The sequence below is a fragment of the Streptomyces sp. 351MFTsu5.1 genome (assembly GCF_000383655.1).
Lineage (GTDB): Bacteria > Actinomycetota > Actinomycetes > Streptomycetales > Streptomycetaceae > Streptomyces > Streptomyces griseorubiginosus.
In genome coordinates, this window is sequence record NZ_KB911782.1 from 101,628 (window position 1) to 122,465 (window position 20,838).

The 20,838-nt window shown below is 70.0% G+C and carries 16 protein-coding genes; 11 read left to right on the top strand and 5 right to left on the bottom strand.

From position 1 onward, the window contains the following. Positions 1–237: 237 nt before the first annotated feature. Genes H295_RS0119430 through H295_RS0119455 form a run of 6 tightly spaced genes read left to right on the top strand, consistent with a single transcriptional unit; the run spans position 238 to position 6,894 of the window. Positions 238–1,134 carry a proline iminopeptidase-family hydrolase gene (locus tag H295_RS0119430; RefSeq protein ID WP_020137008.1) on the top strand — a complete coding sequence of 299 codons (897 nt, stop codon included), beginning with the start codon at positions 238–240 and terminating at the stop codon, positions 1,132–1,134. A 17-nt stretch (positions 1,135–1,151) separates the two neighbouring features. Further along, complete coding sequence (locus tag H295_RS0119435) at positions 1,152–2,873, top strand: ABC transporter substrate-binding protein (protein ID WP_020137009.1); 1,722 nt, start codon at positions 1,152–1,154, stop codon at positions 2,871–2,873. Beyond that, positions 2,861–3,886 carry an ABC transporter permease gene (locus tag H295_RS0119440; protein WP_106960892.1) on the top strand — a complete coding sequence of 342 codons (1,026 nt, stop codon included), beginning with the start codon at positions 2,861–2,863 and terminating at the stop codon, positions 3,884–3,886. Before H295_RS0119435 ends, H295_RS0119440 begins: the two co-directional genes overlap by 13 nt. A gap of 2 nt (positions 3,887–3,888) precedes the next feature. Further along, complete coding sequence (locus H295_RS0119445; RefSeq protein ID WP_028809528.1) at positions 3,889–4,857, top strand: ABC transporter permease; 969 nt, start codon at positions 3,889–3,891, stop codon at positions 4,855–4,857. Further along, entirely contained in the window at positions 4,850–5,878 is a 1,029-nt protein-coding gene (locus H295_RS43370) for an ABC transporter ATP-binding protein (protein WP_020137012.1), read from the top strand. The genes H295_RS0119445 and H295_RS43370 overlap by 8 nt, the downstream gene beginning before the upstream one ends. Then, complete coding sequence (locus H295_RS0119455) at positions 5,875–6,894, top strand: ABC transporter ATP-binding protein (protein ID WP_020137013.1); 1,020 nt, start codon at positions 5,875–5,877, stop codon at positions 6,892–6,894. The genes H295_RS43370 and H295_RS0119455 overlap by 4 nt, the downstream gene beginning before the upstream one ends. Before the next feature lie 58 nt (positions 6,895–6,952). Here H295_RS0119455 and H295_RS0119460 read toward each other — a convergent pair whose 3' ends face one another. From H295_RS0119460 to H295_RS0119470, 3 genes are all read right to left on the bottom strand, one after another. Continuing rightward, on the bottom strand, positions 6,953–7,423 hold the full coding sequence (locus H295_RS0119460) for a carboxymuconolactone decarboxylase family protein (protein ID WP_020137014.1): 471 nt from the start codon (positions 7,421–7,423) through the stop codon (positions 6,953–6,955). A 94-nt stretch (positions 7,424–7,517) separates the two neighbouring features. Beyond that, a complete protein-coding gene (locus tag H295_RS0119465; protein ID WP_051135583.1) occupies positions 7,518–8,123 on the bottom strand; it encodes a restriction endonuclease in 606 nt (201 codons plus the stop codon). Between the two features lie 506 nt (positions 8,124–8,629). Beyond that, positions 8,630–9,688 (bottom strand): glycoside hydrolase family 5 protein, encoded by a 1,059-nt coding sequence (locus tag H295_RS0119470; RefSeq protein ID WP_020137016.1) that lies wholly within the window; start codon positions 9,686–9,688, stop codon positions 8,630–8,632. A gap of 148 nt (positions 9,689–9,836) precedes the next feature. On the opposite strand from H295_RS0119470, the gene H295_RS0119475 reads away from it, so the two are divergent. Genes H295_RS0119475 through H295_RS43375 form a run of 3 tightly spaced genes read left to right on the top strand, consistent with a single transcriptional unit; the run spans position 9,837 to position 12,916 of the window. After that, on the top strand, positions 9,837–10,883 hold the full coding sequence (locus H295_RS0119475) for a LacI family DNA-binding transcriptional regulator (protein ID WP_020137017.1): 1,047 nt from the start codon (positions 9,837–9,839) through the stop codon (positions 10,881–10,883). 29 nt (positions 10,884–10,912) lie between these two features. Continuing rightward, a complete protein-coding gene (locus H295_RS0119480) occupies positions 10,913–11,443 on the top strand; it encodes an AAA family ATPase (protein ID WP_020137018.1) in 531 nt (176 codons plus the stop codon). Between the two features lie 33 nt (positions 11,444–11,476). Beyond that, a complete protein-coding gene (locus tag H295_RS43375) occupies positions 11,477–12,916 on the top strand; it encodes an MFS transporter (RefSeq protein ID WP_106960894.1) in 1,440 nt (479 codons plus the stop codon). On the opposite strand, the gene icmF is transcribed toward H295_RS43375, so the two are convergent. Together icmF and H295_RS0119495 are read right to left on the bottom strand one after the other, a co-directional pair. Continuing rightward, entirely contained in the window at positions 12,867–16,097 is a 3,231-nt protein-coding gene (icmF, locus tag H295_RS0119490; RefSeq protein WP_020137020.1) for a fused isobutyryl-CoA mutase/GTPase IcmF, read from the bottom strand. The genes H295_RS43375 and icmF overlap by 50 nt on opposite strands. Before the next feature lie 155 nt (positions 16,098–16,252). Next, on the bottom strand, positions 16,253–17,167 hold the full coding sequence (locus H295_RS0119495) for an AraC family transcriptional regulator (protein WP_020137021.1): 915 nt from the start codon (positions 17,165–17,167) through the stop codon (positions 16,253–16,255). Positions 17,168–17,254: 87 nt separating this feature from the next. Between H295_RS0119495 and H295_RS0119500 the strand changes: the two genes are divergently transcribed. Both H295_RS0119500 and H295_RS0119505 read left to right on the top strand, forming a co-directional pair. Further along, positions 17,255–18,259: an aldo/keto reductase gene (locus H295_RS0119500; protein WP_020137022.1), complete on the top strand. Its 1,005-nt coding sequence runs from the start codon at positions 17,255–17,257 to the stop codon at positions 18,257–18,259. Between the two features lie 295 nt (positions 18,260–18,554). Continuing rightward, the gene (locus H295_RS0119505; protein ID WP_028809530.1) at positions 18,555–20,726 is read left to right on the top strand and encodes an MMPL family transporter; all 2,172 of its coding nucleotides are present in this window, start codon (positions 18,555–18,557) and stop codon (positions 20,724–20,726) included. Positions 20,727–20,838: the final 112 nt, after the last annotated feature.

Below are 20,838 nucleotides of genomic sequence, written 5' to 3' on the forward strand. Positions count from 1 at the left end.
TCGAGGACGCGCGAGAACTCGTCACCGGGTTCGGATGCGGATGTCAGTTGCCCTCCCGTAAGTCGTCGTTCCTGTAAACGGACCCGGGCCGTGTGAACCCGTCGTTACGTCTTTCCCTGCCCCAGCTAAAAGGTCTTGTGGACTGACCTTTTACAGCCCCACTATCTCACCCATCCGTCACACCCAACTATTTTCAGACAGCGGTCGGCTGGTTCCGACCGGTCTGGGAGGCTCTTCGTGGCGATCCCCGCACCGAACCACACCGGAACCGTCGACTTCAACGGGCATTCCACCTGGTACCGGATCACCGGCGAGCCGGGCAGGACACCCCTGGTGGTCCTGCACGGCGGTCCCGGCGCCGGCCACCACTACACCCTCAGCATCGCGGGCATCTCCCGGCAGGGCCGTCCCGTGATCCACTACGACCAGCTCGGCACCGGGAACTCCACCCATCTGCCCGACCGGGGCGCCGACTTCTGGACCGTCCAGCTCTTCCTCGACGAACTCGACACCCTGCTCGAGGGGTTGGGCATCGCCGATGGCTACCACGTTCTGGGGCAGTCCTGGGGCGGCATGCTCGCCGCCGAACACGCGGTACGGCGACCCGCCGGACTGCGGGGACTGGTGATCGCCAACTCCCCCGCGTCCATGGGGCTGTGGCTGGAGGCGGCCGCCGAGCTGCGCGCCGCGCTCCCCGAGGAGGTCCAGCGCACCCTGCACGCCCACGAGGCGGCCGGGACCACGGACCATCCCGACTACCAGGCGGCCGAACAGGTCTTCAACGAACGACACGTGTGCCGACTGACACCCAACCCGCCCGAAGTGCAGGCCACGTGGGAGAACATCGCGGCCGATCCGACCGTGTACCACACGATGAACGGTCCCAACGAGTTCCATGTCGTCGGCACCCTCAAGGACTGGTCGGTCATCGACCGACTGCACCTGATCGAGGTGCCGACCCTGCTGGTGTCCGGACGCTTCGACGAGGCGACCCCCGAGACCGTCCGCCCCTTCGCCGACCACATCCCCGATGTGCGCTGGCACATGTTCGAGCACTCGAGCCACATGCCGCACGTCGAGGAGGAGGAGCTCTACCTCCGGATCGTCGGCGAGTTCCTCGACTCCACCGACTGACACGGGAGTTGTCCGCCATGGCCCGCATCAAGAGACGGGGCGCGCTCGCCGCCGCCACCGTCGCCCTCACCCTCACCGCCGCCGCCTGTTCGTCCTCCCCCCACACGGGGTCCTCCGCCGCCCCGAGTTCGTCCGGCTCCGGTTCCTCCGCGTTCCAGGCCCAGCACAAGGGCGGCACGCTCAAGCTCGTCGCCCACGCGGCCGCCGGCAGCTTCGACCCTCAGGTCAACTACACACTCCAGTACTGGCAGTTGTTCCAGTCCATGTACGACGGGCTGCTCGCGTTCAAGAAGGTCGGCGGGCAGGAGTCCTTCACGGTGGTGCCGGACCTGGCGACCGCCCTGCCGAAGGTCACCAACGGCGGCAAGACGTACACCTTCACGCTCCGCAAGGGCGTCACCTTCTCCAACGGCAAGCCCCTGACCACGGACGACGTGGTGGCGTCCTTCCAGCGCATCTTCAAGGTCTCCAGCCCCACCGCGGGCACCTTCTACAACGGCATCGTCGGCGCCGACGCCTGCCTGAAGACGCCTGCCTCCTGCACCCTGCCCAAGGGCGTGATCGGCGACGCCGAGACCAGCACGGTCACCATCAACCTGACCGCCCCGGACCCCGAGTTCGCGTACAAACTCGCCGTCCCGCACGCCGTCGTCGTACCGAAGGACTCACCCACGAAGGACGCCGGGACCAAGCCGCTGCCGTCGACCGGCCCCTACATGGCGGCCTCGTACGACCCGAACCGGGCCTTGAAGCTGGTGCGCAACCCGCACTTCAAGGAGTGGTCGCGCGAGGCGGAGCCGCAGGGCTACCCGGACGTCGTCGACTACACCTTCGGGCAGACGGTCGAGTCCGAGGTGACCGCGGTGGAGAACGGACAGGCGGACTGGATGTTCGACGCCCCGCCCGCCGACCGGCTGGGCGAGATCGGCACCAAGTACGCCTCCCAGGCCCATGTGAACCCGCTGACCGCGTTCTGGTACGCAACGCTCAACGTCAACACGGCCCCGTTCAACAACAAGTTGGCACGGCAGGCGATCAACTGGGCCGTGGACCGGTCCGCCGTGGTGCGGCTGTACGGCGGCACCAACCTCGCCTCGCCCGCCTGCACGATCCTGCCACCGGGCTTCCCCGGGCACGTCGACTCCTGCGCCTACACCAAGGGCGGCGGTACTGCCTGGAAGGCGGCGGACCTCGCCAAGGCCAAGGCGCTGGTGAAGCAGTCCGGTACGGCCGGGCAGGAGGTCGGAATCGTCACGCAGGACGACGACGTCAACAAGTCGATCGGGCAGTACCTCCAGAGCCTGCTCACCCAGCTCGGCTACAAGGCGACGCTCAAGCCGCTGTCGGGGAACATCCAGTTCACCTACATCCAGAACACCAGGAACAAGGTGCAGCTGGCCCTGACGTCCTGGTACCAGGACTACCCCGCGGCCTCCGACTTCCTCAACGTGCTGCTGTCCTGCGCGAGTTACCACCCCGGCAGCGACTCCAGCATCAACATCTCCGGGTTCTGCGACAAGACGGTCGACGCGAAGATGCAGGCGGCGATCAAGACCTCGGAGACCGACAAGGCGAGCGCGGACAAGCAGTGGGGGGCCGTCGACCAGGAGATCATGGGCGAGTCGCCGGTGGTCCCGCTGATCAACCCGAAGATGATCGACTTCACGTCGACGCGGGTCGGCGACTACCGGTTCAGCAAGCAGTTCTACATGCTGGTCGGGCAGCTGTGGGTGAAGTGACCCTCGCCCCGTCGGCAGGGGCCCGGCGCTCGCCGGGCCCCTGGCGGACCGCCGCCGGCGACCTGCTGCGCAACAGGTCCGCCCTGGCCGCCGCCGCGGTCCTGCTCCTCGTCGTGCTGGCGACCGTGTGCGCCCCGCTCTACGCGGACCACATCGCCCACACCGATCCCTTCCAGTCCCAGGTCTCCGGTTCCACAGTGGTCGACGGGAAGATTGTGCCGGTGCTCACCCCGAGCAGCACCGGCCTCGGCCTCGGCGTCACCCCGATCGGCCCGACCTGGGACCCCGCCCACTACTTCCTCGGCGCCGACAACCAGGGCCGCGACGTCATGGCCCGGCTGCTGTACGGCGGCCGTACGAGCCTGTTCATCGGGTTCACGGCGGCGCTGCTCACCTGCGTGCTTGGTACGGCTGTGGGGGTGGTCGCCGGGTACGCGGGCGGGGTCGTGGACGCCGTCATCTCCCGTCTCCTGGACGTCATCTGGGCGTTCCCGGTGTATCTGCTGGCCATCTGTCTGTCGGTGGTGCTGCTCACCAACGGCCTCAGGCTCGGGCCCGTCACCGTCGACGCGGGAAGTCTCTGGCTGCCCGTCACCATCATCGCGGCGATCTATGTCCCGTACATCGCACGGCCCCTGCGGGGTCAGGTGCTGGTGCTGCGCAACAGGGAGTACATCCAGGCGGCCGTCGGCTCGGGCGCGCCCACCTCGCGCATCCTGCGCCGGGAGGTCCTGCCCAACGTGGTGCCGACCGCGATCGTGTTCGTGCCGCTGATGACCGCACTCGCGATGCTCACCGAGTCGGCGCTGTCCTTCCTGTCCGTCGGCGTCCAGCCTCCCGACGCCAGTTGGGGCACGATCATCGAGGACGGCCTGGGGCTCCTCTACACCCGGCCCGCCGTGACGATCGCGCCCGGTCTGCTGATCGCGCTGACGACGGCCGCCCTCAACGTCCTCGGCGACGGCGTGCGGGACGCGCTCGATCCGGGCGCCCGGCTGCGCGGAGGGGTGTGAGCATGCTCGTCTTCGCCCTCAAGCGCTTCGGCTCGGCCCTGCTGGTGATGTTCGCGATCAGTGTGCTGGTGTTCCTGATCTTCTTCGCCACCCCGGGAGTCGACCCGGCGGCCCGGATAGCCGGCCGCAACGCCGACCCGGCCACACTCGCCCAGGTGCGGCACTCGTTCGGCCTGGACCGGCCGATGCCGGTCCGCTATCTGCTGATGATGCGTCACCTGCTGATCGACCGGGACCTGGAGTCGTACGTCAACCGCGGCTCGCGGGTCGTCCCGCAGATCCTTCAGGCCACTCCGGTGACGCTGTCGCTGGTCGTCGGGGCGGCCCTGATCTGGATGACGGCCGGCATCCTCATGGGGACGGCGGCGGCCACCCTGCGCGGCAGGGCCGCCGACCCGCTGATCATGCTGGTCGGCGTGGTCGGCGTCTCCCTTCCGGCCTACTGGCTCGGCGAGGTCGTCAACCTCCTCACCCAGAAGCAGCTGCACGACTCGCTGTTCTCCTGGGTGCCCCCGCCCGGTTACGTCGGCCTCGGACAGGCCCCCGGTCAGTGGGCGCTGCACATGCTCTTCCCCTGGCTGACCCTGGCGCTGCTGTACGCCGGGATCTACGCCCGGCTGCTGCGCGGGGAGGTCGTCACCGCGCTGAACGAGGACTACGTCCGTACGGCCCGTGCCAAGGGCCTGTCCGAGCGGCGGATCCTGCTCCGGCACGCCCTGCGCTGCTCGCTGATCCCGATCGTGTCGTTGTTCGGCCTGGACTTCGGTGCCCTGGTGGGCGGTGCGGCCCTGCTCACCGAGGTGGTCTTCGGTCTGCCCGGCATCGGCAAGCTCACCTTCGACGCCCTCCAGAACCTGGATCTGCCCGTGATCATGGGGACCGTGCTGTACGCGGCGTTCTTCGTGGTCCTCGCCAACGCCCTGGTGGACATCCTGTACGCACGACTCGATCCGAGGGCCCGCCATGCCTGAACCACTCCTCGACGTGCGCGACTTGAGCGTGCGCTTCCGCACCCGCCAGGGAGTGGTCACCGCTGTCGACGGGATCTCCTTCTCCGTCGCGCCCGGTGAAGTCCTGGGCGTGGTGGGCGAGTCGGGCTCCGGCAAGAGCGTGTCGATGCTGGCCGTGCTGCGGCTGCTGACCAACCCGAACGTGACCGTGTCCGGTGAGGTCCTCTTCCGTGGGCGTGACCTGCTCACCCTGCCCGACAAGGAGATGCGCGCGGTGCGCGGCCGGGAGATCGCGATGGTCTTCCAGGACCCCATGACCGCGCTGACCCCCGTCTACACCGTGGGCTGGCAGATCGCCGAGGCGATCCGGGTGCACGAACAGGTCTCCCGCAAGGAGGCCCGGGCCCGGGCCGTCCGGCTGCTCTCGGACGTCGGCATCCCCGACGCGGCCTCGCGGGCGCAGGCCTATCCGCACGAGTTCTCCGGCGGGATGCGCCAGCGCGCGGTCATCGCGATGGCGCTCTCCTGCGGACCCTCGCTGCTGATCGCCGACGAACCGACCACGGCGCTGGACGTCACCGTGCAGGCGCAGATCCTCGATCTGATGCGGGAACTCAACAGCAAGGGCTCCGCGATGGTGCTCATCACCCATGACATGGGTGTGGTCTCGCAGATCGCCGACCGGGTGCTCGTGATGTACGGCGGCCGGGCTGCCGAACAGGGGCCGCGGCGGGCGGTGTTCCACGGCCCGCGGCATCCGTACACCTGGGGGCTGCTCGACTCGGTGCCGCGGGTCGGCGGGGTGCGGCTGCGGCGGTTGCCGACCATCGCCGGCGCTCCTGCCGCACCGGGTGCGATCCCCGAGGGCTGTGCGTTCGCCCCGCGCTGCCGACTGCGGCACGAGCGATGCGGGGAACGGCCGGCGCTGACCGCGGGCACCGGTGAACCCACGCATCTGGACGCCTGCTGGCTGCCCGGCGAGGACCGCGCGGGACTGCGGTCGGCTGCCGACGAGGACATGAACAGGGAAGTGGCATCGTGACGGCACAGGAGAGCGTGACGGTGGACGAGGCGGCACCCCACGGTGGGGTCCTGCTGCGTGCCGGCGACGTCACCAAGCACTACCCCGTGCGCGGCAGACGCCAGGTGCTGCGTGCCGTCGACGGGGTCTCCCTGGAGGTGCGCGGCGGTGAGACCCTCGGGATCGTCGGGGAGTCCGGCTGCGGCAAGTCAACGCTGGGTCGCTGTCTGGTCCGGCTCACCGAACTCACCGGCGGACGGGTCGAGTTCGACGGACAGGACATCTCGACGCTGTCCACGCGGCGGTTGCGGCCGGTGCGTCCGGGCATGCAGCTGGTCTTCCAGGACCCGCAGGCCTCGCTCAACCCCCGCCGTCGCGCCGGGGACATCGTGGCCGAGCCGCTGCTGGTGCACCGGTACGGCGACGCGGCCGCGGTCCGCCGACGGGTCGCCGAGCTCTTCGACGTCGTAGGGCTGGCGGCGGCCCATCTGGACCGGTATCCGCACGAGTTCTCCGGCGGTCAGCGTCAACGCATCGGAATCGCACGGGCCTTGGCGACGAATCCGAAGCTGATCGTGGCCGACGAGCCGGTCTCGGCGCTCGACGTGTCGATCCAGGCGCAGGTGCTCAACCTCTTCGCCGACCTCCAGGACGAGTTCGGTCTGACCTATGTCTTCATCGCGCACGATCTCGGTGTGGTCCGTCATGTGTCGGACCGGATCGCCGTCATGTACCTCGGTGAGATCGTCGAACTCGCCGGGACGGAGGCGTTGTACGCCCACCCGGCCCATCCGTACACTCAGGCCCTGCTGTCGGCGGTACCGGACATCGATGACGGAAGGCTCACGGACGGCGGACCGCCTCGGGAGCGCATCGTCCTGACCGGGGAGGTGCCCAGTCCGGCGGACCGGCCGACGGGCTGCCCGTTTCGCACCCGCTGCCCGTACGTCCGGGACCTGTGCGCGGTGGAACGTCCACGGCTGACGGCGACGGCCTCCGGCGGCCAGGTCGCCTGCCACTACCCGCTGGGTGGCTGAGGGGACGAGGTCGGGTCCGGGGTCTGCAGCCCCCGGGCGGCCGACCCGGCCGTCAGGTTCAGCCGAACTGGCCCACCACGTAGTCGCCGGCCGGCTGCTGGGTGATGACGTTCAGTCGGTTGAAGGCGTTGATGACGGCGATCAGGGAGACCAGGGCGAGGAGCTGCTCCTCGTCGTAGTGCTTGGCGGCGTTCTCCCAGACCTCGTCCGACACGCCGGTCCCGTCGGCGAGACGGGTGCCCTGCTCCGCCAGCTCCAGCGCGGCGCGCTCGGCCTCGGTGAAGACCTTGGCCTCACGCCAGGCGGCGACCATGTGGAGGCGCTGCGCGGTCTCGCCCGCGGCGGCGGCCTCCTTGGTGTGCATGTCGAGGCAGAACCCGCAGCCGTTGATCTGGCTGGCGCGGATCTTCACCAACTCCTGCGTGGTCAGCGGCAGTCCCGAGTCCGTGACCACCTTGCCCGCGGAGGCGAAGTGCTTCAGCAGCTTGCCTGCCAGCGGGCTGGTGAAGACATTGAGTCGGGCTTCCATGGTGTGCTCCTTCTGCCGTTGTCGATGGCTACACACCTATGACTGAAGAGCCCGGCCGTTTGTGACACGGACGAATGTGACCTGCGTCTCCCGCCTAGTCTCCGTAAGCCTGCTTCCAGCGCTTGCGGTGGCGGGCGTCGCCCTGGCCGCGGCCGTTCACCTCGCTCAGGGACATCAGCGAGGCCCCGTTGTTCCACAGGCCGAGGTGGTCGCGGTGCACGGCGAGGATGTCGTGCTCCAGCGCGAACCTCTCGGAGGGGCCGGTGAAGCGTGAGGTCGTCACGAACACGGCCAGGTCGGCACGGAAGTGCAGCCGGGCGCCCAGCAGTTCGCGCAGTTCGCGGTTGGGGATCGCCCGGTGCGGTGCGTAGCGCTTGCACTGGACGACGATCGTGCGACCGTCCGGCAGCCGTCCGAGGACGTCGGCGCCGTTGTCACCCGCACCGCCCACACGCCGGACCTCCGTGCAGCCGTCCCTTCGGCACAGGTCCGCGACCAGTTCCTCGAACTCGGTGCCCGTCATGGCGTCCACTTCGGCGAGGGTGCGCCGCCCCGCCCGCACCGCCTCCTCCCGGCGCCAGTCACGGTCGCGGCCGCGCAGGAGCCGGTCCGTGCGCCACAGTCGCAGGCCGACGGCCACGAGGATACGGACCAGCAGGAAACCCAGCACGTACGGCCACACATGGGACCAGAACGTCATCACGACGACCAGTGCCGCCGCGCCGCCCACCTCGCCCCACTTGATCCGCTCCGCCCGCCGCCTGCGAGCGGCCGCACCCCGTCGACGCGTGGCCACGACGGCCTCCCCTCCCCCGGTTCCTTCCGAGAAGTCTGGGCAGGCCGGGGCGGCGCGGGAAGGGGGCGACTCGGCCATGTCCGGATGTCGAGGAGGGGCGAGGTCAGGAGAGGCGCGGTCGGACGCGGGCGGGCGCTCGGGGCGGGGGCAGGCAGGCGGGTAGGCAGGTGCGCGGTCGGCGCCGCGAAGGCGCGCCGTCGGAGCGGCGGAGGCGCGCAGCCGGCACCCCGGCGGCACGCGCTCAGCGCCACAGAAACACGCGCTCGGCGCCGCAGAGGCACGCACTCAGAGGCCGGCAAGCGCACCGAGGAGGCCGCCGTGCACGCCCGGCGGGCGGTCAGGGGGTCGACCGGGCCCGAACGCGGACCGGCCGCGGTGCCCGGGGACACCGCGGCCGGCCGACGGACGGGTCAGCCCTGGACGGGCTTGCCGCGGCCCCAGCCCCAGGCGAGCCGGTCGACGCCGGACCGGTTGGTGGTCTCCAGCCACGGCCGGGCGGCCGGACCGACGAGCTTCTGGATCGAGTAGATGTCGTCGGTGCGCAGCCCGGGCCAGTACACCGAGCCCATCTTCAGCTCGCGGAAGGTGTCGGTGGCCGCCTGGATGAAGTTGACGTAGTTGTCGTCCGGGGTCTTCACGTTGTAGTTGAGGCCGGTCGTCATCGGCGCGCCGAACTCGTCGGCCACCGTCCGGTTCGCACAGTCGCCGATGCGGGCCTTCACGTCGGCCACCCACTCGTCGTAGGTGGCGTACGACTTCCAGAAGCCGTAGTCGTGCAGCGACAGGTAGGTGCCCTTCAGGCGGGGGTCGGCGCACACCGTGGTGACGTGGTCGTTGTAGCCGGCGCCGCTGACGAAGACGCGGTTGCGGGGCACCGACCGGTAGGTGTCCAGCCACTTGGCGGCGATGTCCGCCCACTGGACGTCGGTGTAGCCGTGGGGCTCGTTCATCGGCTCGAAGTAGACGCGGGAGTTGTTCTTGTAGGCCTTGACGACGGTGTTCCACATCGGCCAGTAGGTGGCCTCGTCGTCGATGAAGCCGTCCCTGCGGTCTCCGGTGCCCTCCCAGTAGGACACGATGACCTTGAAGCCCTGGGCGGTGGCCGCGTCGATGACGCCCCGGTACGACTTCCAGTACGAGCCGTTGACGGTGTACGGGTTGATCGGCAGTCGTACGGTGTTGGCGCCGAGGTTGGCGCGGAACGCCGCGATGACGCGGCTCGCCTTGGTGTAGGTCTGGGGGTAGGTGTCCGAGGTCGACAGGCCCGACAGCTGGAGCTCGTCGTCGGCGAAGTTGTCGCGCGGGTCGGCCCAGTTGACGCCCTTGAACTGGGTCGTGTCGGTGGTCGGCGCGGCGGCGGAGGCGGGACTGCCGGTGAGGGTGGCGCCGCTGATCGCGGCGACCGCGAGGGCGACGAGGGAGGCACGCAGGTGGGGGGCGCGACGGGGACTGGTGGGGGTCTTGCGCATCGACCGAACCCTTTCCGAATGACAGCATGTTTACGTAAACATGACGGCGCCGGAATCGTGGCATCCGGTCCGGCGGCCGTCAAGGTTTCCCCCACGTAACATCCGGTGCGATACGCAACATGTCCGTGTGCGTGTGAAGGAGGCAGCAGTGGTCGAGCGGGGAGGTTCCGGTGTCCCCGGCGGGCGGCGCAAGCAGCGGGTGTCCATGGCCGACGTCGCGAAGCTGGCGGGCGTCTCCTCGCAGACGGTCTCACGGGTCTCCAACGGTCACCCGGGGGTGATCAGTTCGACGCGTGAGCAGGTCCTGGCGGCGATGCGCGAGTTGGGCTACAGACCCAACAGTGCCGCGCGGGCGCTGCGGTACGGCCAGTTCAACACCATCGGCGTGATCCTGTTCAGCCTGTCCTCGACAGGCAACAGCCGCACCGTGGAGGCGATCGCCACGCACGCGGCGGCCGAGGGGTACGCCATCACCCTGATCCCCATCGACGTCCCGACCCAGGACAACGTGCTGGGTGCCTTCACCCGCATGGGCGAGCTGGCCGTGGACGCGGTCATCGTCATCATGGAGATCCATCTCCTCGACACCGGGACGGTCCAGCTGCCGCCGGGGGTGCATGTCGTCGTGGTGGACTCCGACGCGGGCGACCGCTACAGCGTGGTCGACACCGACCAGGCGGACGGCGCCAGGAAGGCCGTACGGCATCTGCTCGACCTGGGACACCGGACCGTGTGGCATGTGACGGGTCCGCAGGAGTCGTTCGCGGGGCAGCGGCGGGCGCAGGCGTGGCGGACGGTGCTCGGGGAGGCCGGACGGCCGGTGCCGCCCGCGCTGTACGGGGACTGGTCGGCGGCGTCCGGTTACGAGGCGGGGCTGGTGCTGCCCGAACCGCCGGACTGCACGGCCGTGTTCGCCGCCAACGACCAGATGGCGCTGGGGCTGCTGCGGGCGTTCCACGAGCGGGGGCTGTCCGTGCCGTACGACGTCAGCGTGGTGGGTTTCGACGACATCCCCGACGCGGGGTACTTCGTGCCGCCGCTGACCACCGTCCACCAGGACTTCGCCGCGGTGGGCCATCGCTGTGTCCAGAAGGCCCTGGAGCAGATCCGCGCACAGACCGAGGCCCGCCCCGGCACGGACCTCGTACCGACCAGCCTGGTGGTGAGGGGCAGCACGGCACCGCCGTCGGTCTGAACCACGTACATCGCAAAAGGGGGATTGCTGTGATCGTCTGGATCAACGGCGCGTTCGGCAGCGGCAAGAGCACGCTCGTGGAGGAACTCCGGCCGCGATGGCCCGGGTCGCTGGTCTTCGACCCGGAGATGGTCGGCTATGTCCTGCGGGAGATCGTGGAGGTGCCGACCGGCGACTTCCAGGATCTCCGGTTGTGGCGACGGCAGGTCGCGGAGCTGGCCGTGGGCCTGGTCGAGGAGTACCAGCGGCCGCTGCTCGTGCCCATGACACTGGTGAACCCGGGCTATCTGGACGAGATCTTCGGCGCGCTGAGAGGAGCGGGCCTCGTCGTCCGCCACTTCTTCCTCAAGGTCGCTCCCGAGGTGCTGGAACGGCGGATCGACGGGCGGAGCTTCTTCCCCGACGACCCCGCCCGGGAGGAGCGGGTGCGCGCCTGGTGCAAGGAGCGGATCGAGGCCTGCGCCGCCGCTGTCGACGCGCTGCCCGGTGACACGGTGTTCCTCGACGGTGAGGCGCCGCCCGGGGAGTTGGCCGGGCAGGTGCTCGCTCACCTCGGTTGACCTTGACCCTGCGGGAACCCGCAGCCTCGGTGCATGACGCGTGCGAAACGGATGCTGGTCGATGTGCGGCCGCTGCGGGTGGGCGAGTTCCGGCGGCTGTGGGCGGCCGGGATCGTGACCGGCATCGGATCTCAACTCACCGCGGTCGTCGTGCCGTTGCAGATCTACGACATCTCCGGTTCGTCGGCCGATGTGGGGCTGGCCGGCCTCGTCGGACTCGTTCCGATGGCCGCGGCGGCGCTGTGGGGAGGGGCGCTCGCCGACCTGCGGGACAGACGGCGGGTGCTGCTGGTGACCACGATCGGCATCGGCGTGACGTCGTTGCTGCTGTGGGCGCAGGCGTGGGCGAACCTGCGGTCGGTCGGTGTGCTGTTGGTGCTGGTGGCTGTCCAACAGGCCCTGTTCGGCGCCAACTCCACGGTCGGCAGGGCCGTCACTCCCCGTCTGGTACCACCGGAGCTGCTCCCCGCCGCCAACGCGCTCCAGTCGACCGTCCTCCTGGCAGCAGGGATCGCCGGACCGCTGCTCGCGGGTGGCCTGCTGCCGGTCGTCGGCAGCCGGACGCTGTATCTGGCGGACGCCGTCGCCGTCTGCGCGACGGTGTGGGCCGTGTGGCGGCTGCCGGAACTTCCTCCACTCGGCGACGGAGAACTCCGGAAGGGAGCAGTGCTGCGCCAGGTCGGCGACGGAATCAGGCTGGTGACGCGGCGTCAGCTGCTTCTCCTGGTCTATGTGGCCGACTTCGCCGCACTCTCCCTCGGTCTGCCCACCGCGCTCTTCCCTCAACTCGCCGCGCAGACCTTCCGTCCGTCGGACATCGGGGTGCTGTACGCCGCCGTCTCGGCCGGTGGTGTGCTGGCGGGGCTGTTCTCCGGGGCCTTCACACGGGTCGGCCGGCACGGGGTCGCGGTGGCGGTCTCGGTCGGCGTGTGGGGAGCGGCCGTCGCCGGGTTCGGACTGTCCGGCACCCTGGTCCCGGCGGTGGCGTGGCTGGTGCTCGCCGGGGGTGCGCTCCTCGCGCTGGGGGTCTTCCGCAAGACCGTGCTCCAGACGGCCGTTCCGGACGGGATGCGGGGCCGGCTCCAGGGCATCGACACCGTGGTCGCCGTCGGCGGGCCGCGCGTGGGCAACCTCCTGCACGGCACGGCCGGCGCCGCCCTCGGCGTCACATGGACGGTCACGGGCGGCGGTGTCCTGACCGTCGCGGCGGCGGTGCTGCTGCTCGTGTACCTGAGACCTCCTCGTCGAAGCCGGCGAGGAGGTCCACACGGTCACGCTGTCGCCCACACGGCAGCCCCACCCCGCGATCCCGGTGTCGCCCACACGGCAGCCCCGCCCCGCGATCCCGGTGTTGCCCGCACGGCAGCCGCATCCCGCGATCCCGGTGTCGCCCGCCGCTTCCCGGTCCGGCGGGCCGGCGCCCTCAGACGTTCCGCCGGTACTGCCCGCCCACCTCGAAGAACGCCTCGGTGATCTGCTGGAGGGAGCAGACGCGGGTGGCGTCCATGAGCACCGCGAACACGTTCTCGCCGCGCACCGCCGCGTCCTTGAGGGCGGCCAGGGCGGCCTGGGCCGCGTCGTGGTGGCGGGCGTGGAAGTCCCGTACGCGCTCCAGCTGGGACTGCTTCTCCTCCTCGGTGGCGCGGGCCAGTTCGACCACGGCCGGCTCGGCGGTGTCGGCGTGCGGGTTGCGGAAGGTGTTGACGCCGATCAGGGGCAGCGTGCCGTCGTGCTTGCGCTGCTCGTAGAGCATCGACTCGTCCTGGATACGGCCGCGCTGGTAGCCGGTCTCCATCGCGCCGAGCACTCCGCCGCGCTCGCTGATCCGCTCGAACTCCTGGAGGACCTGTTCCTCGACCAGGTCGGTGAGTTCGTCGATGACGAACGACCCCTGGAGGGGGTTCTCGTTCATCGCGAGGCCCCACTCCCGGTTGATGATCAGCTGGATGGCGAGGGCCCGGCGCACCGACTCCTCGGTGGGCGTGGTCACCGCCTCGTCGTAGGCGTTGGTGTGCAGGCTGTTGCAGTTGTCGTAGATGGCGATGAGCGCCTGGAGCGTGGTGCGGATGTCGTTGAAGTCCATCTCCTGGGCGTGCAGGGAGCGTCCGGAGGTCTGGACGTGGTACTTCAGCTTCTGGCTGCGCTCGCCGGCGCCGTACTTCTCCTTCATCGCCACCGCCCAGATGCGGCGGGCGACCCGGCCGAGGACCGAGTACTCGGGGTCCATGCCGTTGGAGAAGAAGAACGACAGGTTGGGCGCGAAGTCGTCGACCTTCATCCCGCGGGCGAGGTAGGCCTCGACGTAGGTGAAGCCGTTGGCGAGGGTGAAGGCGAGCTGGCTGATGGGGTTCGCGCCCGCTTCGGCGATGTGGTAGCCGGAGATGGACACCGAGTAGAAGTTGCGGACCTGCTGCTGGATGAACCACTCCTGGATGTCGGCCATCATCCGCAGGCTGAACTCGGTGGAGAACAGGCAGGTGTTCTGGCCCTGGTCCTCCTTGAGGATGTCGGCCTGCACGGTGCCGCGCACGTTCGCCAGCGCCTGCGCCCGCAGCCGGGCCGCCTCCTCCGGCGCGGGGTCGCGGCCCTCCTCGGCCCGGAACCGCTCGATCTGCTGGTCGATCGCGGTGTTGAGGAAGAACGCCAGGACGGCCGGGGCCGGGCCGTTGATCGTCATGGAGACTGAGGTCGTGGGCGCCACGAGGTCGAAGCCGTCGTAGAGCGCCTTCATGTCCTCCAGGGTGGCCACCGAGACGCCAGAGGTGCCGACCTTGCCGTAGATGTCGGGGCGTTCGTCGGGGTCGCGGCCGTAGAGGGTCACGGAGTCGAACGCGGTGGACAGGCGGGTCGCCGGCTGGCCCTCCGACAGGAGCTTGAAGCGGCGGTTGGTGCGGAACGGGTCGCCCTCGCCGGCGAACATACGGGCGGGGTCCTCGCCGTCGCGCTTGAAGGGGAACACCCCGGCCGTGAAGGGGAATCGGCCGGGGAGGTTCTCGTTGCGCCAGAACCGGACGAGCTCGCCGTGGTCGGTGAAGCGGGGCAGGGCGACCCGGGGGATCTTGTTGCCGGACAGGGACTCACGGGTCAGCTTGGTGCGGATCTCCTTGTCACGGACCTTCACCACCTGCTCGTCGCCGGAGTAGGAGGCGATCACGGCGGGCCAGTGGGTGATCTGTTCCGTGATCTCGTACGGCAGCTGCCTGCGCGCCTCGGTCAGCAGGGACCGTACGTCCTCGGCGTCCAGGCCGGCGTCGGCGAGCTCGCCCTCGACGGTCTCCAGCCGCTGCACCCGCCGTGCCTGCTCGGCCAGTTGAAGGGTCTCGGCGTGGTAGCCCCGGACGGCGTCGGTGATCTCGGCGAGGTAGCGCACCCGGTCGGTGGGGACCACCTGGCGGATGCCGGAGGAGTGGCGTACGTCCACCGGGTCCAGTGCCCCCTCGGACAGCGCCAGGCCCTTGTCCGTCAGCGTGTCCTTGAGGTGCTGGTAGAGCGCGGTGACGCCGTCGTCGTTGAAGGTGGCCGCCGAGGTGCCGTAGACCGGCATGTCCTCGGGCCGCTGTCCGAACGCCTCGCGGTTGCGCACGAGTTGGCGTCCCACGTCCCGCAGGGCGTCCTTGGCTCCGCGCCGCTCGAACTTGTTGATGGCCACCACGTCCGCGAAGTCGAGCATGTCGATCTTCTCCAGCTGCGAGGCGGCCCCGAACTCCGGGGTCATCACGTACAGCGAGGCGTCCACGAACGGCACGATCGCGGCGTCGCCCTGGCCGATGCCCGGCGTCTCCACGACCACCAGGTCGAACCCGGCGGCCTTCACCACGTCGATCACGTCGGAGAGGTGCTCGGGCAGCTCACGGCTGCCGCGGGTGGCCAGGCTGCGGAAGAACACCCGCTCGCCGTCGAGGGAGTTCATCCGGATCCGGTCGCCGAGCAGGGCGCCACCGCCCCGGCGCCGGGTCGGGTCCACGGCGATCACGGCGATGCGCAGGGCGTCCCGCTGGTCGACCCGGAACCGGCGCACCAGCTCGTCGGTCAGCGAGGACTTGCCCGAGCCGCCGGTGCCGGTGATGCCGAGCACCGGTACGCACCGTGCGGAGGCAGCGGCCCGCAGTTCCGCGCGGAACTCCGCGGGCAGCTTGCCGAGTTCGGCGCCGGTGACGGCCCGGGCGATCGCGAACCGGTCGCCGGCCAGGACCGCGGCGAGGTCGGCCGGCTTGCCGTCCCAGAGGTCGAAGTCGCAGTCGCGTACGACGGTGTTGACCATCCCGGCCAGGCCCATCCGCTGGCCGTCCTCGGGCGAGAAGATCGTCACGCCGGCCTCCCGGAGCCGGGCGATCTCGTCGGGGACGATGACACCGCCCCCGCCGCCCACCACCCGGATGTGCTCCGCGCCCTGCTTGCGCAGCGAGGCGACCAGGTACTCGAAGTACTCGACGTGTCCGCCCTGGTAGGACGAGACCGCCACACCGTGCGCGTCCTCCTCCAGTGCCGCGTCCACGACCTCCCGCACGGACCGGTTGTGGCCGAGGTGGATGACCTCGGCACCCTGCGACTGGAAGATCCGGCGCATGATGTTGATCGAGGCGTCGTGCCCGTCGAACAGCGCCGAGGCGGTGACCAGGCGGACGGGGTGGACGGGGCGGTGCAGATCGCTCATGGCGAGGCCTTCCCAAGACACGACGAAGAGCGGGGCTATGAAAATAGTAGGACGTCCTAGTAAATTATCAGGGGTCGGCGTGCTGGAGAACACACGCCTCGCCGTGAGACCGGGATCAGTGTCCAGGGCCGCAGCTGGTGCCGGTGCGCCTGGGGTCAGGGCATCGCGCCCGTCGCGTCGCGCAGGAGCGGCACTTCGCCTGCCTCGTACAGCCGGGTGCGCAGCCGTGCCGCGTCCTGGCCGGGCGGCAGTCCGTACGCGCGCCGGTACTCGCGGTTGAACTGGGTCGCGCTGACGTACCCGACGTCCTGGGCGACCTGGGCCGCCGTGACCTCACCGGTGAGCAGCCGCCGCCGCGCCTCCTGGAGCCGCAGGTGCTTCTGGAACCGCAGGGGGCTCATGCCGGTGGCCGCCTTGAAGTGCCGGTGCAGCGTGGCCGGGCTCATCCGGGCCACCTCGGCGATCTCGTCGATGCCGAGCCGCTCGCTGCAGTGGTCGCGGATCCAGCGGGCCGCCGTACGGATCCGGGCGGCGGCGGAGTCGGCGAGCGACCAGTGGCGCAGGACGGGCCCGAGCGGGCTCCGCAGCAGGCGGTAGAGGATCTCGGTCTCGACGCGGGGCGCCAGGGGGCCGATGTCCTCCGGGGCGTCGAGGAGGCGGACCCAGCGGGTGACCGCGTCGACGAGCTCCGGCGCCATCGGCGCGGTGACCGCCGCGGCGGCGGGCTGCGGCGACGGCGGTCCGGCCGTCGCCAGCTCCAGCTGGAGGGCGGAGAGCGCCTGGTTGTCGAGCCGCATGACGGCGGCCCGGTAGGGCACCTCCTCGAAGGCGGCGGTGACCGGCAGGTCGAGGGTGAACAGCGCCATCGAGCCGGGCGGGGTGATCCAGCTGCGCTCGGCCGCCGCGGTGCGCTTCGCGCCGTCGGCGATGAAGCAGACCATGGGCTCGTACGTCACCTCGATCGGCTCCATGACCTTGTCGACCGCGACCAGCGTCAGTCGGGGCACAGCGGTCTGCGACCACGGCCCCACGCAGTGCCGCCCGACGGCCCGTGCCAGTCCGTCCAGCATGAGAGGACCCTTCACCTGAGAGGATCAGGCAATTCTATGCGATCACAGCCCCATGACGTCAGGGCGCCACGTTCCTAGCGTGGAGCCATGACACAGCACCGCGGGAACCTCCCGCTCCGCAGGCTCGGCACCCAGGGCCTGGAGGTCGGCGCCCTCGGGCTCGGCGCGATGGGCATGACCATGGCCTACGGCACCTCGGACGAGCAGGGCAGCATCGCCGTCCTCCGCCGCGCCCACGAACTCGGGGTGACCCTCTTCGACACCGCCGAGCTCTACGGCATGGGCACCGGAAGCAACGAGCAGCTCCTCGGGCGGGCCCTGAAGGACGTCCGCGACGAGGTCGTCCTCGCCACAAAGTTCGGCTTCGACCTGAGCGACCCGACGAGGCTCGGCGCTCTCGACAGCCGTCCCGAGCACATCCGCGAGGTCACCGAGAACAGCCTGCGGCACCTCGCCACCGACCACATCGACGTGCTCTACCAGCACCGGGTCGATCCGGCCGTGCCCATCGAGGAGGTGGCCGGCACCGTGGGTGAACTGATCGCGGAAGGCAAGGTCCGCTATTTCGGTCTGAGCGAGGCGGGCCCGGACATCCTCCGGCGCGCGCACGCCGTGCACCCGGTGTCGGTGCTCCAGACCGAGTACTCGGTGTTCGAGCGGGCCGTGGAGGCGGAGGTGCTGCCCGTCGTGCGCGAGCTGGGCATCGGCTTCGTGCCCTACTCGCCGCTGGGCCGCGGCTTCCTCACGGGGGCGGTGCGGCCGGCCGCCGAGTACCCGTCGGACGACATGCGCAGCTGGGACGAGCGCTGGCAGCCCGGCAACTACGAGAAGAACCTCGCCGCCGTCCGGGAGCTGACCGCCCTGGCGGAGTCCAGGGGCATCGCGGTGACCCAGCTGGCGCTCGCCTGGCTGCTGGCCCAGGGTGACGACATCGTGCCGATCCCGGGCACCCGCAGCGTCCGCCGCCTGGAGGAGAACGTCGCCTCCGCGTCCGTCGACCTCACGCCCGAGGACCTCGCCCGCGTCCAGGAGATCCTCCCGCACGGCTCGGCCGGCTCCCGCTACCCGCAGAGCATGATGCCGATCTGGTAACGGCGGTCCGTACCGGATGCGGAAGGAGGGCGGGTCGACCCGCCCTCCTTCCCGGCGAGTTGACCCGGCTTCACCTGAAAGCACGGACCCGGCCACCACGACGACGGCCGCGGCGGCCGTAACTCGCGAGCGATCTTCGTCGGTGATCCCTACGATGAGGGCCCAGAGAAATGAGCCCAAGACAACCATCCGGCCGTCCCACAGGGGGAACACCCCGAGGGGCGGCCGGGGTCGCCGATGCCAGGGACCGCTCCCCGGGCTGCGGTGATCTTCCTGTCCAGGAGGACGCCCCCGCATGTTCCGACGTATTGGCAACGTAGTCGTCCGACATCCCGTGTGGACGATCGTGGCCTGGCTCATCGCCGCCGTGGCGATCGTGGCCACCGCCCCCAGCCTGCCCTCGAACAGTGACGAGAGCAGCTTTCTCCCCAAGAGCTATGAATCCATCAAGGCCGCGGACATCCAGGCGAAGGCGTTCCCCGCCGCCTTCACCCCGTCCGCGATCGCGCTCTACCAGCGCACCGACGGCGGCAAACTGACCGCCGCCGACACGAAGGACGTCGAGCGGATCAGCTCCGAGCTCGGCGAGAAGAAGATCGACCAGGTGCAGAAGGTCGTCCCCGGCCAGCCGTCCTCGGACGGCAGATACACCATGACCCTGGTCCAGATGGACAGCAAGAACGCAGGCCAGCCTGTACAGGCCGACGCGGCCAAGGTGCTGCGCGACGACGTGAAACAGCTCGTCAAGGGCACGGACCTGGAGGTCAAGCTCGGCGGCTCCGCCGCGCAGGCGCTCGACCAGCAGGACTCGTCCAAGCGCGGCGAGGCGCTGATCGGCATCGGCACCTTCGTCATCATCCTGGTGACCCTGCTGATCATCTTCCGGGCGCCGATCCTTGCCTTCCTGCCCCTGATCACCATCGGGTTGGTGTCCGCCATCGCCAACGGGCTGATCGCGTACGCCACCAAGCTGTTCGGCCTCCAGGCCAACAGCTCGATCTCCTCGATCCTGATCGTGGTGCTGTTCGGCGTGGGCACCGACTACTTCCTGTTCCTGATGTTCCGGTACCGCGAACGGCTGCGCCTCGGCGACGAACCGAAGCAGGCCATGGTCAACGCCGTCGACCGGGTCGGCGAGGCCATCGCCTCCGCCGCCGGCGCGGTCATCATCGCCTTCCTCGCGCTGGTCCTGTCCACGCTGGGCTTCCTCAAGCAGATGGGCCCGGCTCTCGCCATCGCGGTCACCGTCACCCTGATCGCGGGCCTGACGCTGATCCCGGCCGTCGTCTCGCTGATCGGCCCGAAGGTCTTCTGGCCGTCCAAGTCCTGGCAGCGGGAGCCGGAGAACGCCCGGTTCGCCGCCCTCGGCCGGGGCGTGCAGAAGCGTCCGGCGCTCGCCACCGCGCTCTCCGGGCTGGTCCTGGTCGTGCTGTCGCTCGGGACCCTCGGCTTCAACGCCACCTTCGACCTGGCGGCGGGCTCCATGCCCAAGACCAAGGAGTCGATGGTCGTCCAGGACGAGATGCAGAAGGCCTACTCGGCGGGTGCCGCCGCACCCACCGACGTGTACCTCTCCAGCACCGACGGCAAGGCGATCGACACGACGGTCTTCGACGCGTACGTGAAGAAGCTCGCGGCCGTGGACGGGGTGGCGAACGCCCGCCTGGCCCAGCTGAACAAGGACGGCAGCACGATCGACTTCAACGTGACGCTCAAGTACGAGGCGTCCACGGACAAGGCGATCGAGACGGTGGGCCGGGTCCGTGAGGTCGCGCACGCCGACGCCCCGCCCGGCACCGAAGCCGTGGTGGGCGGCATGTCCTCGATCTACAAGGACATCGACACCGCCGTCACCCACGACTACAAGACGGTCTTCCCCGTCGCCGCCCTGCTGATCATGCTCATCCTGGGGCTGCTGCTGCGCAGCGTGGTCGCCCCCTGGTACCTGATCGCCTCGGTCGGCCTGGGCTTCGGCGCCACGCTCGGTGCGACGGTCTGGATCTTCCAGGGCGCGGTCGGTCATTCAGGTCTGATGTTCATGCTCCCGGTGATCATGTATCTCTTCGTGGTCGCCATCGGCACCGACTACAACATCCTGATGATCGCCCGGCTCCGGGAGGAGGCCCGAGAGGGCCGCGAGCCGCGCGAGGCGGCGGGCATGGCCCTGCGGCACGCCGGTCCCACGGTGGCCGCGGCCGGGTTCATCCTGGCGGCGACCTTCGCCACGATGATGCTGGCCGGGAACGCCCTGCTCACCGAGATGGGCTTCGCGGTGTCCTTCGGCATCGCCGTCGCCGCGTTCGTCATGGCGATGTTCTTCACCCCGAGCCTCACGGCCCTGATCGGCCACGCCGCCTGGTGGCCGGGCCACGCGGACCGGGCGAAGGAGCCGGCGGCGACCCCGGCACCGGTCTCGGGCGGTGAGCGGGACACGCTCGCTCACGATCCGGCGGGGCGCCGCAACTGACCCCGCACCGACCGACGGCGGCTGCCGGGCCCTACGGCCCGGTGGCCGCCGTTCGTCTGTACGCCCCGCTCCTCACCGGCCAGCGGTCGACGTCCTGGTCAGGGGCGGGCGG